The sequence below is a fragment of the Absiella sp. AM29-15 genome (assembly GCF_003434225.1).
Taxonomy (GTDB): Bacteria; Bacillota_I; Bacilli_A; order Erysipelotrichales; family Erysipelotrichaceae; genus Hoskinsella; species Hoskinsella hominis.
Genome location: NZ_QVFL01000003.1, coordinates 44460 through 58611 on the forward strand (window position 1 = coordinate 44460; position 14152 = coordinate 58611).

A 14152-nucleotide genomic window follows, 5' to 3' on the forward strand; every position below is an offset into this window, starting at 1 on the left:
CATGATGTATCTATTATTGCTATGTATCATCATAATTTTATTATTGTGCTATAAAATCCATTGGATGCGTCAATCAATGAAAGAGATACAAACAGGCGTCATGGATAAGCTTCATCATGATACCAATACTTTAATTTCGATATCTTCCCATGATAAAAAAATAGAGGAACTGACTGCTTGTTTAAATGTTGAACTGGTTCATTTACGTGAATTACGCCAGCGCTATCAACAGGGCGATTTGGAATTAAAAGATGCTGTTACAAATATCTCTCATGATCTTCGTACACCATTAACTGCGGTATATGGATATTTGGATTTATTAGAGAAAGAGGATAAGTCTGAGGACGCAGCACGTTATATTCATATCATAAAAGGACGCATGGATGCATTGAAGCAGTTAACAGAAGAATTGTTTCATTATTCTGTTTTTCTAAGTGAAGCTAAAGAAAGTTTTGAAGTAGTGGAATTAAAACGGGCGATTGAGGAATGTTTATCTGCCAATTATGCATCTTTGAAGGGATGTCATATTACACCGGAAATTGTGTTTTGTGAACAGGAAATCAAAGTGTATATCAATCAAAATGCACTTTCTCGTATCTTAAATAATATCGTGAGCAATGTGATCAAATACAGCACTGGAGATTTTAAAATAGAGTTACTTAATACTGGAGAAATGATTTTTTCCAATCATGCGCCAGCACTTGATGAAACAACGGTTGGCAAGTTGTTTGACCGTTTTTATACAGTAGAAAATGGGATGAAGTCCACAGGGCTTGGTTTATCTATAGCGAAAAGCTTATGTGAACAAATGCATGGGGAAATATATGCAAATTATAAAAAGGATATTTTATATATTCATCTACTATTCCATGATAGGACATAACCATGTGTTATGTCTTTTCTATGTGATTTTATTTCAAAAATGGTAGACAAATGAAGTGAGTTTTGTTAAACTACTCATTAGAGTGAGGAGTGATAAGATGTATAGATAACCAATGATTATTCAACAGATCACGAAAATATCATAGCTGTTTTTTTCGTTGTATCCAATGTCATTGTTATCGATAGCCTCTAACAGGAGGTGCATCTTATGCTGCAAATAAAAAATTTAACCATTAAGGATTTAAAAAATCATATATTAATTGAGAATTTTAATTATTCCCTAGGAAATAACGATAAAGTAGGAATTATCGGTGAAGAAGGGAATGGAAAATCAACGCTTTTAAAAGCAATCAAAGATAAAATATTAATAGAAGACTATACGGTTATCGAAGGTGACATTGTAACAGATTTTCAAAATATCGCATATTTTGAACAACACATACATCCCAAATGGAAGGATGCACAGCTTTATGAATATCTGTTGAAAAAGGATGTGGAAGATGAAATTGAACCACACCAGTATAATGAATTATTAGCATATGAAAAAATGTGTCAGCGATTGTTTCTCCCTGGGGATTTTATACAAAGAAATCAGTGTGTAGGATCATTAAGTGGTGGAGAAAAGGTAAAGCTTCAATTGTTGAAGCTGATGCATGAACCAATGGATTTATTATTGCTGGATGAACCAACGAATGATTTAGATATGGAAACATTAAAATGGCTGGAGCAATTCATTAAGTCATTAACAATACCGGTGATGTTTATCTCACATGATGAAACGTTATTAGAAGAGTGTGCAGACGTATTGATTCATCTAGAACAGCTGAATAAGAAAACAAAAGCAAAAGCGAATATTTATCGTGGAAAATATTCGACATATGTAGAAGAACGTTATCAGAAACGAGAAAAAGAGCTTCAGATAGCGCATAAAGAAAAACAGGAATATATGAAAAAGAAAATCAGGCTGAATGATCAGATGAATGCTGTTCATGACGCATTAAATGATACGGTGAGAAATCCAGGGCAGGCAAGACTGCTGAAAAAGAAAATGAAAAATATCAAAGCATTAGAACGTCGTTTTGATACAGAAAGTTATTCGCATGTGGACAGTGTGGAAGAAGCGATTGATGTTTATTTTCCACCATGTGGACTGCCAGCCACAAAAGTCATATTAGATACGATGATCAAAGATATTCAGATAGAAAATAAGGTACTGATTTATGATGTGCCTTTACAAATCTATGGAAAAGATAAAATCGTGATAACAGGTAATAACGGCTGTGGAAAAAGTGTGTTGATGAAACAGATTTATCAATTACTACAAAGTCGTCAGGATATACGCTTGTGCTATATGCCCCAAAATTATGCTGATTTATTCCATCCAAATGATACACCAGTATCCTTTTTAACAGAGGAAGGCGATTGGGAAGAGATCACAATGGTTCGTGAATTATTAGGCAGGATGAAATTTACCAGAGATGAAATGGAGCACTGTGTTCATGAGTTAAGTGAAGGACAAAAGGCAAAGCTTTATCTCATTCAGGCAATCAAAAAGAAAAGCAATGTTTTATTATTGGATGAGCCTACACGAAATCTTTCACCGCTTACCAATCCTACCATTCGAAGGATTTTATCTACATTTGATGGATGTATCATTGCAGTATCTCATGATCGAAAATTAATACAGGAAGTCTTTCATCGTCAATATTGTATACAAGAGAAACATATTCAAATCAAAGAAATCAAGTGATTCATAAAAACGTCAAAATCTGGCATCATAAGAACAGGGTATATCTGATCCAAGGAGGAAGACTATGAATGTCATATATATAAATGGAGATATTCTTACCATGAAGGAAGGTCAGAACAGCGCAGAGGCTGTTGTTGAGGAAAATGGCAAGATTGTTTTTGTGGGAGATAAGCAAAAAGCATTTACATATCAAAGAAAAGACAGCAGGGTGATTGATTTACAGGGAACATGCATGCTGCCAGGTTTTATTGATGGGCACAGTCACTTTGTTTCTGTAGCGAATTCCCTTCGTTTATGTGATTTATCAAATGCTAAAAGTTTTGCGGATATCGTAAAGCTCATGAAGAAGTTTCAAGAAAAACATGGTTTAAAGGAAAATGAATGGTTGATTGGTACAGGATATGATCATAATTTTTTGAAAGAAAAGAAACATCCTGATCGCTATGTGCTGGATGAAATCAGTCAGGATACTCCTATTTATATCACACATATTTCTTCTCACATGGGTGTTGCGAATTCTAAAGCTTTGAAGCTGTTAGATATCAAAGAGGATATAATTGATCCACAGGGTGGGCGTTATGGTAGAGATGCAAAAGGCAAGTTAAGTGGCTATATGGAAGAAAATGCTTTTTTGACTTTTCAAAAGCGTGTGCCAATGCCCGATATTTCTCAGTTATTTGATTTAATGAAACAGGCACAGGATATTTATGCAAGTTATGGCATTACCACCATTCAGGATGGCATGGTCACAAGAGAATTATTTGCGCTATTAAAGGCCGCTGCAGATCAAGGAATTTTTCATCAGGATATAATTGGATATCTGGATCTAGCAAAAGCTGGTGATTTAGAAGAAAGTTGTCGTCCATATTTTGAAGATTATCATCATCACTTCAAATTAGGGGGATACAAAGTCTTTCTGGATGGTTCCCCTCAGGGAAAAACGGCATGGATGTTAACACCATATAAAGGCGATCATCAATGTGGATATCCCGCATTACAGGATGATCAATTATATCAGTATATAGAAACAAGTGTGAAACAACATCATCAAATCATTGCACATTGTAATGGAGATGCAGCTGCTAAACAATATGTGGATCAGTTTGAAAAGGTCATAGAGAAATATCCAAAGGCACAGGATATACGTGCAGTCATGATTCATGCACAACTGGTACGAAAAGAGGAATTAAAACGCATGAAAGCGATCGGTATGATGCCATCTTTCTTTGTGGCACATACATGGTATTGGGGAGATATTCATATAGAGAACTTTGGATATGAGCGTGCATGTCAGATATCCCCTGTGAAAACAGCTGTAGAGGAAGGACTTCCTTATACCTTTCATCAGGACAGTCCTGTGGTACCATGCGATATCATGAAGAGTATCTGGTGTGCAGTGAATCGTAAAACCAGAACGGGTATATCTATTGGGAAAGAGGAGGCTGTGAGTGTTTGGGATGCATTGAAAGCAAATACCATTTATGGTGCGTATCAGTACTTTGAAGAAGCTCGTAAAGGCAGTATAGAAGAAGGAAAACTGGCAGATTTTGTGATCCTTGATCATAATCCTCTTACTGTAGATACAAAGGATCTGGCGGATATTAAAGTATTGTGTACGATAAAAGAAGGAAATATAATCTATCAGGCAAAATAAAGCTTCAGGGGAACTCCTGAAGCTTTTCTCTTATATTTTAAGATCTTTTAAATTGATAGTTTCAATAAGGAGAATGATACCACCGATACATAAGTAACATGCCAGTAAGTTACTAATCATCAAAGGACCAGCCATAGGCATCATAATCAACAGCAGCGCAAGAAGAATTGCCAATATACCATCTACAACCATCCAGCTTGTGCCAATGATACCAAAAAATCGAAGTTGACTGGAAAAATGCAATAGACCAATACCTGTGATGAATGAAATCATTGCAAATAACCAGCTGAAGGTGGATAAGCCAAGTGATGCTGGAGAAAACAACAATAAGCATCCCAGAAGGATATTGCAGATACCAGTGAATAATTCAAATGCCTGACGAAAGTATACTGGAGTTTTAAAGTAATTGATAATTTCATAAACGCCAGCAACCAGAATCAGAAAAGCAGCACTCTTTTCCAACACGCCCATGGTTTTTACTGGATACAGAAAACATACCACACCAAGAATCATCATCAGTATTGACAACAACAATGCAATGATACGCATGGAACGAAGGCGTTTGTTCCAGTTATTTCGTAATTCCTGTGGATAATCAAAACTGTCCATATCAAAATAGATTTTCATAAACATCCCACTTTCTTTATCTGCTTTCATTATAATACGCATAAAAGTTATTGCGATATACAAAGCTTGGGGACTGTCTAAAACATGGGGAATACCCAGGGTTGTAAGAGATTTCAACAGCTTTTTAAAATTGAATGTAAAAAATTTTAACCCCTTTCTTGCGAATGCCTGAAGATTGGGCTATAATATAACGGTTGCAGGCGCAACGAAATCAAAGAGGTGATAGGCATATGCCTGGAATCAATAAATATGCTTCTATCTTATATCGAATATCACAAATATATTATGATGAACAGCTGGCACCGTACCACATCGGCAGTGGACAGCAGTTTTTTCTTATGCGAATTCATAAACATCCGGGGATATCCCAACAAGAACTTGCGGAGAAAGGTTTTTATGATAAAGGCACTACCGCTAGAGCAGTTAAAAAACTGGAACAGGAAAACTATATCATAAGAAAAGCAGATGAAAATGATAAGCGTATCATTCGTTTATATGTGACGCAGAAGGGTGAATCGCTGATGCCCATCATTGATCAGGTGATTGCCGACTGGCGTGGAATCATCACAGAGGGTATGAGTAAAGAAGAAGCAGATGAAATCGAAAAAGGTATGCAGAGAATCGCTCAAAATGCAAAAGCTCATGCGAAAGGTAAAAGAAAGAGGGTAGGTTATGGAAGCAGTAGAGAAAAAAGCTAGAACGAAAAATCCATTGGGTTATCAGCCAATTGGTAGATTATTAATGAAATTTGCAATTCCTTCCGTCATATCCATGTTGGTAAATGCGGTATATAATATCGTTGACCAGATATTTATCGGACAGGGTGTTGGTTATTTAGGAAATGCCGCAACAACCGTTGCTTTTCCTATCGTTACGATTATCCTTGCGGTAGGAACCATGCTGGGTGCTGGAGGAAGCGCTTATGCCGCCATCAAGCTTGGTGAAAAAAAGGATGATGAAGCAGAAAATACATTGGGGAATGTTTTTATACTGCTGGTTGTTATAGGAATTGTGTTAACTGTTATCGGTCTGGTATTCCTTGATCCAATTTTAACCATTTTTGGCGCTACACCAAAGAATATGGGATATGCAAGAGATTATGCAGGCATCATTTTAATTGGTACGGTATTTAACTTATTAGGTATTGGATTAAGTAATATGGCGAGAACGGATGGAAGTCCAAATATCGCAATGATGAGTATGGTCACAGGCGCATTATTAAACTGTGTGCTTGACCCTGTCTATATTTTTGTGTTCCACTGGGGAGTAAAAGGTGCCGCAATCGCAACCATTACATCACAGATTATCGCAACCATTATTTTAGTATATTATTTCATGAAGAAAGGAAATATGCGTTTACGTTTTGATCATATGAAGCCAAATGGTATCATTATCAAAGCTGCATTTTCCCTTGGTATTTCCAGTTGTATTACACAGTTATCTTCCACGATTCTTCAAATTGTATTAAATAACTCTCTTGTATATTATGGAGATCAGACAAGTGTAACCGGAGATGTTGCATTATCTGCGATGGGAATCGTTATGAAGGTTTCTATGATTATTATTTCTATATGTATTGGAATCGGTATTGGTGCCCAGCCTATTTTAGGCTTTAATAAAGGGGCAAATCAGCCAAAACGTATCAAAAAGACGTATCGTATCGCAAGTAATGTTGCCACTGGTGTAACAGCTTTGGGATGGGCGATGTTTATGTTGATTCCTCATATTATCCTAATGTTGTTTGGAAGTACGGATGAAAACTTTACAAATTTTGCCATTAAAGCGATGCGTATTTATGATTTAGGTGTATTTACTGCCGGATTCCAGATTACCAGTACATCTTATTTCCAGGCAACTGGACAGCCAATGAAGGCAAGTATTTTATCTTCCCTTCGTCAGCTATTACTTTTAATTCCATTAATTATCATACTTCCAATGTCTTTTGGATTAGATGGTATCTTATATGCAGGTCCTGTTGCGGATATCTCCAGTGCAATCATTGTATTCTTCTTTATTCATCATGAAATGAAGAAACTGGACGTACAAATTGCGAATGAAGCAGGGGATGAATTAGGCGTCTTTGACGATGAAGTAAAAACAGCATAACAGTAAATTTGATCATTGTATACGTACAATGGTCTTTTTATATGGTATACTATAGATTAGAAATCAGGAGGCAATGTATGGGACTATTTAAAAAGAAAGTAAAAGAAAAGCAGGAATCGGCATTAAAAATGGATATTATCAAGGCAAAAGACTGGATCATATTAGCGCTTTGTTCATCGGGATATCCTGTGGATACAACATTAGAAAGCTTAAAAGAAATTGACCGTTTTTTTGATGAACAATGTGGCCCAAATGGATTATTGAGTGAACAGCGGGGCAATCGATTATTTGCCATTGGCGCCTATATTGGAGAAGTGATCATTTCAACATATGGTGGAGAATGGATTTGTGATGATGAGGATCCTATGGGAGAAGTCAACGCAAGTATCAGGTTGCTTGATGGAACGATCATCTGGCCAATACAACGAGCAGTCAAACGATATCAAAATGGCGCAGAAGATAGTATCTATGCGTATGCCTGTGCCTTAAATAGTAAATAAAATGTGAGAAGCGGTTTGCATATGAAATCGCTTTTTTTTTGTTCTTTCATTTACATTCGTCAGTGATAAAAGTTATAATAAAAGTAAGAAAAAGCCCATAAACTAAGGCTGTTTAATTCTGTCAAAAAACGTGGTGACAAAGCTGAATTTCATTTGATTGTTTTTTTGCCAAGTGGAAATTATACTGAAAGTGTAAAGAGGTAAACACTTACAGAAAGAAGGGAATTTATGAAAGAATCAGTTCAAAAGTTTGGCCGTTTCCTTAGTGGAATGGTCATGCCAAACATTGCCGTGTTCATTGCGTGGGGTATCATAACGGCATTGTTTATCGCAGATGGCTGGCTGCCAAATGAAACACTTGCGGGAATCGTAGGACCAATGCAAAGATTCCTGTTACCAACGCTGATTGCTTATTCAGGTGGTAAAATGATTTATGATACAAGAGGAGGAATCGTCGGTGCTGCTGCGGCTATGGGGGTTATGGCAGGTACAAAAGATCCAATGTTTATCGGTGCCATGATTATGGGTCCACTTGGCGGTTATCTGATTAAAAAATTAGACAGTGTATTGGAAGGACATATTCCAGCAGGATTTGAAATGTTGATCAACAACTTCTCCGCAGGAATACTTGGTGCATTATTAGCCATCTTTGGATGTCTTGCGATTGAACCAGTATGTGTTGGCATCAAAGATGTTATGGTCACTTGTGTCAATTATTTAGTAGGTCATGGCTTATTGCCATTAACATCTATTCTGGTAGAACCTGCTAAGGTATTGTTCTTGAATAATGCCATTAATCATGGTGTATTTACGCCACTTGGCATGGATCAGGTCGCAGAAGCTGGAAAATCTATCTTCTTCTTGATTGAAGCTAATCCAGGACCAGGTTTAGGATTATTATTGGCATATTGCATCTTTGGCAAAGGCAGTGCAAAAAGCTCTGCGCCAGGAGCTGTCATCATTCACTTCCTTGGTGGAATTCATGAAATCTATTTTCCATACGTATTAATGAACCCATTAACACTACTTGCTGTTATTGCTGGTGGAATGTCTGGTGTCTTTGTGAACAGTATCATGGGCTCAGGACTTGTATCTGCAGCATCACCGGGAAGTATTATCGCCATCCTTGGCATGTGTGCAAAAGACAGCTATCTGGGCGTTATCTTAAGTGTGATTGTGGCAGCTGTGGTATCCTTCTTAATTTCTATGGTCATCTTAAAATTCAGCAATAAAGGTGATGACATGGATTTAGAAGAAGCATCTGCGGCAGTATCTAATATGAAAAGTGAAGCCAAAGGCAAAGCCAAAACCATCAGCGTATCAAAAATCGTATTTGCATGTGATGCTGGTATGGGTAGCTCTGCCATGGGCGCAACAACATTAACCAAGAAGTTAAAAGCAAATGGTATCAACGTTGATGTCAAACACTTTGCGATTGATGATGTACCGATGGATACAGAAGTCATTGTTACCCACCAATCTCTTGTGGAACGTGCAAAAGATCATTGTCCAAATGCAACGATTTTCCCTATCACCAACTTTATGGGTGGTAAAGAATACGATGATATCGTAGAAAAATTAAAGAATCAATAAGGAGGAACACGCGATGATATACTCACCCAGATTAAAAAAGATATTAGAATACTGTCTTGAGATGGATGCGTATGTCAGCGTGGACACCTTAGCAAATATATGCAAGACAAGCACCAGAACCATCTTTCGTGAAATTAAAGATATCGATCAGGATTTAAAAGCATATGATTTGCAGTTAACGAAAACAAAAGCCGGATTGTGTATCGAAGGAAAAGAAGAAAACAAAGCTTTCCTCTTAAAAGAATTGAAAGTACAGGGAATTGCTTATCTGGATAAAACAGAACGAAGAAACATGTTGATTTTTGAACTACTGCATAGTGAAGATTTAGAAAAGCTCATACATTATGCGGGTATGTTTCAGGTCAGTGAAGCAACTATATCCAATGATCTGGATGCGATTGAACCATGGCTTCAAACATATGATTTATCCTTACTGCGTAAGCCTGGCTTTGGTGTACAGCTTATTGGAAAAGAAGAAAATTTCAGAAGGGCAATCACTTCTATCGTAAATCAGAGCATTGTTCAAAATGAACAATTGCAACGTATCAATTTCTTAGATTCATCCAGTTTATTGCATCAGATTTTTATAGATACCGGCTCACAAAGTATTTTAAAGCTGTTAGATCAGGATATCTTAACTAGAGTATTACATGTATTTGAAACTTATCAACATGAACTATCACTTGATCGCTATGCCAGTGTAGGATATATAGGATTGATCATCCATCTGGTCATTGCCATTGACCGTATTCAAAAACATGAGGCGATTGAAGAAAGTAATGAAGTGCTTTCCATGGTTCACATGGACCCGGCTTTCCAGCAGGCCAGAAAAATGGCATATTATCTGGAAATAGAATTTGATATTGATATCCCAGATGTAGAAATCGCATTTATCGCCTTGCATATCAAAGGCGCAAAAATTACTAGACCAGAAGATAAAGCACATGCGACGACCTTAAAACAACAGGTATATGAAATGTTGAAAAGCTTCGATGAAGCAAAACGTGTCATTCTGTTATCAGATGAAGAATTCATGAATGGTTTATTGACACACCTAGAGCCTACCATTATACGATTAAAAAACAATTTACCAATCTATAATCCTTTAAAGGAAACCATTTCCACAATGTATCATGACCTTTATGAACAAACAAAACAAGCATGTCAATATATAGAAAAATGCTATGACTGCAAGGTCAGTGATGATGAAATTGCCTTTATCACCATGCATGTAGGCGCAAGTATTGAACGAAATCAACAGAAAAAATTAAAGAAACGTGAAGTCATGTGCGGCGTTGTATGTGCCAGTGGAATTGGGGTCAGTGCACTATTATCTGCCAGAATATCCAAAGCGATACCAGAAGGTATCAAATTAAAAACTTTATCCATGGAAGATATTACACGTCATCACTATGAAGATATGGAACTCTTGATTTCTACCTTTGATTTACAGCTTGATGATACAGAAGTTTTAATGGTAACACCACTTCTAAATGATGAAGATTTACACCAGTTACTAATGAAACTGCATCCCTTATGGGAAAAAGAAGGGATAAAACCATTAAATAAACAAAGCAATCTGCTTTATCGTATCAAAGAAGCAAGTCATTTGGCTGTAGATATTTTAGAAGAATTTCAAACATATACCATTGATGATACATTAAAGATCAATGATATGATTCACTTTGTTTCATCACACTGCAGGGAATCAGAAAGTGTGTATACAGCGTTAATGAAACGTGAACAAATGGGTTCCGTCATTATGGAGGACTTCCACTTTATCTTATTACACGCACTTGTGCCAGATATAAAGAAGCCCATGATGATGTGCTTATATCCCAAACAGCATTTTCAACATTATCCCAATATCTGTTTTGTACAGGTGATGCTGATGCGAAAAGATGCTAGTGAAATCGAACAGGAATTATGCAGCTATATCAACCGTTCTATTATTGAAGATGATGCATTTCTAACATATATGCAAAAAGGAAATCGAGAAGATATCGTAAAACACCTGCAAATGATAGAAGAACAGTATGTGAAAGAATGTATAGAAGAATAGGAGGTGCATCATGCAGGAAAACTTAAAAATATACTTTGTATGTGATGCTGGAATGGGAAGCAGCGCATTAGGTGCCGGTTTATTACAGAAACGTTTAAAAAAAGCAGGCTGTCATGATAAAGTAAAAAACTGTTCCATTGCGGCAGTACCTGATGATGTAGATATTCTTGTTTCACATATCAATTTCAAACACCAGATCGAACAAGCATTTCCAAACGCTGTGTACTATGGTGTGGAAAGTTTTATGGATCAGAAAGCTTACGAAAGGATCGTGAAGGAAATTATGTTATTTAAGAAGAAAAAAGAAAAAAATGAAATTCTGGAAAAACAGAACATTCGTCTAAATTGTCATGCTAAAAACAGTGATGATGCCATCATGCAAATGGGAAATTTATTATTATCTGCCGGATATATTGAAGAAGGATACATTCAGGGAATGTTAAATCGTGATCATAGCCTAACAACTTATATTGGAAATGATATCGCTATTCCTCATGGAGAATATGAAGTAAAGGACTGTGTAAAGAAAACCGGTATCGCTGTAATGATTTATCCTGATGGCATTCCATGGGCACAGGGAAACGCAAGAATCGTGATCGGTATTGCTGCTAAAAACGATGATCATATGAGCATTCTTGCCAATATCGCAAGTAAACTTGGAGAAATGGAAACTGTTGAACAAGTTGTCGCAGGAGATGTCGATACCATCTATGATATCTTAACGAAGGAGGAAGCATAATGATCATTACCGTTACCTTTAATCCTGCCATTGATAAAACAGCAGAAGTAGAAGAACTAAAAGTTGGCGGATTAAACCGATTAAGCAATGTGATGCAGGATGCAGGTGGAAAAGGTGTCAATGTATCAAAAACAATCAAAGCATTTGGCGGAGAAACTTTATGTACTGGATTTTTAGCTGGCTCTGCTGGTGAATATATCGATCATACCTTGAAAGATTTGCATATCAATACCAATTTCGTATGGGTAGAAGGCATGACACGTACCAATTTAAAAGTATTGGATAAGGATATGGAGTTAACAGAATTAAATGAAGCAGGACCACTCATTGGAGAAGTGGAAGTAGAACAGTTAAAACAAAAAATCTGTGAATTATGTAAGAATGACAGTATCGTTGTATTATCTGGAAATGTCAGTAAAGGTGTAGATACTAACATCTATTATGAATTGATTAATGAAATCAAAAAAGCCGGAAGTCGTGTTGTATTTGATGCAGACGGAGAATTATTTGCGAAAGGGATTCAGGCAAAACCACTTGTGATCAAACCTAATAAATATGAATTAGCTACTTACTTTGGTGTATCACAGGATGTAGATAACAAAGAAATCATCTCTTTGGCAAAGACACTGTTAAATGAAGATACGAAGTATGTTGTCGTATCCATGGGAAAACAAGGAGCTATCTTTATTACCCAGGATCAGGTTATTTTGGCAGAGGCATTAAAAGTAGAAGCACATTCCAGCGTAGGTGCAGGGGATGCAATGGTCGCAGGTATCACGTATGCCATCGAACAAGGCTATTCTTTAGAAGAAATGATTCGCTTTGCGGTAGCCGCAAGTGCAGGCGCTGTGATGACGAAAGGAACACAGCCAGCATCTATGGAGGTTGTGAAGGAATTAAAAAATAAAGTTGTATTAACAACATTGGAGGAAAATTAAATGAAAACAAAAGCAGTACGCTTATATGGCGTTGATGATATTCGCTTAGATGAATTTGAATTACCAGAAATCAAAGATGATGAAATACTAGTAAAAGTTGTATCTGACAGTATTTGTATGTCCACATGGAAAACAGTAAAACAGGGGGCTAATCACAAACGTGTACCAAATGATGTTTATGATCATCCTATTATTATTGGACATGAATTTGCGGGAGATATCGTTCAGGTAGGTAAAAAATGGCAGGAAAAATTCCAGCCAGGACAAAAATTTGCCCAGCAGCCAGCCATTCCAGGCCAGATGGAAAGCCCAGGCTATTCTTACAAGTGGTGTGGTGGAGATACACAATACTGTATTTTCCCAAATGATATCATTGAAGCAGGATGTTTATGGACATTTGAAGGCGACAGCTATTTCGCAAGCTCTGTGGCTGAACCAGTTAGCTGTGTCATTGGTGGATATCATACTAACTATCATACGATTCCAGGGACTTATCAGCATGTGATGGGTACTAAAGAAGGTGGAAATATCATTATCCTTGGAGGATGTGGACCTATGGGCCTTGGTGCCGTAAGCTTTGGCTTAACATTTGAAAACAAGCCAAAACGTATCGTTGTCACAGAAATCAATGATGATAGAATTTATCGTGCAAGAGAAGTGATATCAGAAGCAGATGCCGCAAAACATGGCGTAGAATTAATCTATGTCAATACGGCAAATATGGAAGATCAGGTTCAAGAATTAATGGCATTGACAGATGGCAAAGGTTATGATGATGTCTTTGTATATATCCCAAATCGTGGTGTATGTGAAATGGGGAATCAGATTATGGCATATGATGGATGTATGAATCTGTTCGCTGGACCAACGGATATGAAATTCTCTGCGATGGTCAATTTATATGACTGCCATTATTCAAGAAGTAAAATCATCGGTTCAACAGGAGGAACCATTGATGATATGAAAGAAGCAATTGAAAAAGATGCCAAAGGATTGATTCAATCCGCTGTCATGATTACACATGTTGGAGGACTAGATTCAGTAGTAGAAACAACCAAGAACCTGCCAGATGTACCTGGTGGAAAGAAACTTGTCTATACCCACATCAACATGCCAATGACTGCTATTGAGGATTTTGGCAAACTTGGTGAAAATGATCCATTCTTCAAAGAATTAGATGAAGTATGTAAAAACAACAAAGGCTTATGGAGTGCCAAAGCAGAAAAGATGTTATTGGAACACTTCGCACAATAGCAAGTATCATAAAAAGAATGCGTTATCCGCATTCTTTTTTAATATAT

The 14152-nt window shown here is 36.9% G+C and carries 12 protein-coding genes; 11 read left to right on the top strand and 1 reads right to left on the bottom strand.

Features of this window, described 5'->3' with window-relative positions; all coding sequences use genetic code 11:
• Window position 1: 1 nt before the first annotated feature.
• The 3 genes from DW761_RS04040 to DW761_RS04050 all read left to right on the top strand — a co-directional run bounded on the left by DW761_RS04040 (window position 2) and on the right by DW761_RS04050 (window position 4286).
• Entirely contained in the window at window positions 2-883 is an 882-nt protein-coding gene (locus tag DW761_RS04040; protein ID WP_117516486.1) for a sensor histidine kinase, read from the top strand.
• 207 nt (window positions 884-1090) lie between these two features.
• Window positions 1091-2632 (top strand): ATP-binding cassette domain-containing protein, encoded by a 1542-nt coding sequence (locus DW761_RS04045; protein WP_117516487.1) that lies wholly within the window; start codon window positions 1091-1093, stop codon window positions 2630-2632.
• A gap of 64 nt (window positions 2633-2696) precedes the next feature.
• Window positions 2697-4286, top strand: a complete 1590-nt coding sequence (locus DW761_RS04050; protein ID WP_117516488.1) for an amidohydrolase — start codon at window positions 2697-2699, stop codon at window positions 4284-4286.
• A gap of 30 nt (window positions 4287-4316) precedes the next feature.
• Here DW761_RS04050 and DW761_RS04055 read toward each other — a convergent pair whose 3' ends face one another.
• Entirely contained in the window at window positions 4317-4955 is a 639-nt protein-coding gene (locus tag DW761_RS04055; protein ID WP_147323302.1) for an HdeD family acid-resistance protein, read from the bottom strand.
• Window positions 4956-5143: 188 nt separating this feature from the next.
• Between DW761_RS04055 and DW761_RS04060 the strand changes: the two genes are divergently transcribed.
• The 8 genes from DW761_RS04060 (at window position 5144) to DW761_RS04095 (ending at window position 14105) form a co-directional block, all read left to right on the top strand.
• Complete coding sequence (locus tag DW761_RS04060; protein WP_117454166.1) at window positions 5144-5611, top strand: MarR family winged helix-turn-helix transcriptional regulator; 468 nt, start codon at window positions 5144-5146, stop codon at window positions 5609-5611.
• Window positions 5586-7019, top strand: coding sequence for an MATE family efflux transporter (locus DW761_RS04065; protein WP_117516490.1), 1434 nt, complete (start codon window positions 5586-5588; stop codon window positions 7017-7019). The genes DW761_RS04060 and DW761_RS04065 overlap by 26 nt, the downstream gene beginning before the upstream one ends.
• A gap of 77 nt (window positions 7020-7096) precedes the next feature.
• A complete protein-coding gene (locus tag DW761_RS04070; RefSeq protein WP_117516491.1) occupies window positions 7097-7519 on the top strand; it encodes a hypothetical protein in 423 nt (140 codons plus the stop codon).
• Window positions 7520-7747: 228 nt separating this feature from the next.
• A complete protein-coding gene (locus DW761_RS04075) occupies window positions 7748-9112 on the top strand; it encodes a PTS mannitol transporter subunit IICB (RefSeq protein ID WP_117516492.1) in 1365 nt (454 codons plus the stop codon).
• Window positions 9113-9125: 13 nt separating this feature from the next.
• Window positions 9126-11174, top strand: a complete 2049-nt coding sequence (locus DW761_RS04080) for a BglG family transcription antiterminator (protein ID WP_117516493.1) — start codon at window positions 9126-9128, stop codon at window positions 11172-11174.
• A gap of 10 nt (window positions 11175-11184) precedes the next feature.
• Window positions 11185-11913: a PTS sugar transporter subunit IIA gene (locus tag DW761_RS04085; protein WP_117454171.1), complete on the top strand. Its 729-nt coding sequence runs from the start codon at window positions 11185-11187 to the stop codon at window positions 11911-11913.
• Window positions 11913-12851: a 1-phosphofructokinase gene (pfkB, locus tag DW761_RS04090; protein WP_117516494.1), complete on the top strand. Its 939-nt coding sequence runs from the start codon at window positions 11913-11915 to the stop codon at window positions 12849-12851. Before DW761_RS04085 ends, pfkB begins: the two co-directional genes overlap by 1 nt.
• The gene (locus tag DW761_RS04095) at window positions 12852-14105 is read left to right on the top strand and encodes an alcohol dehydrogenase catalytic domain-containing protein (RefSeq protein ID WP_117516495.1); all 1254 of its coding nucleotides are present in this window, start codon (window positions 12852-12854) and stop codon (window positions 14103-14105) included. It begins immediately after the preceding gene.
• The last annotated feature ends 47 nt before the right edge of the window (window positions 14106-14152 follow it).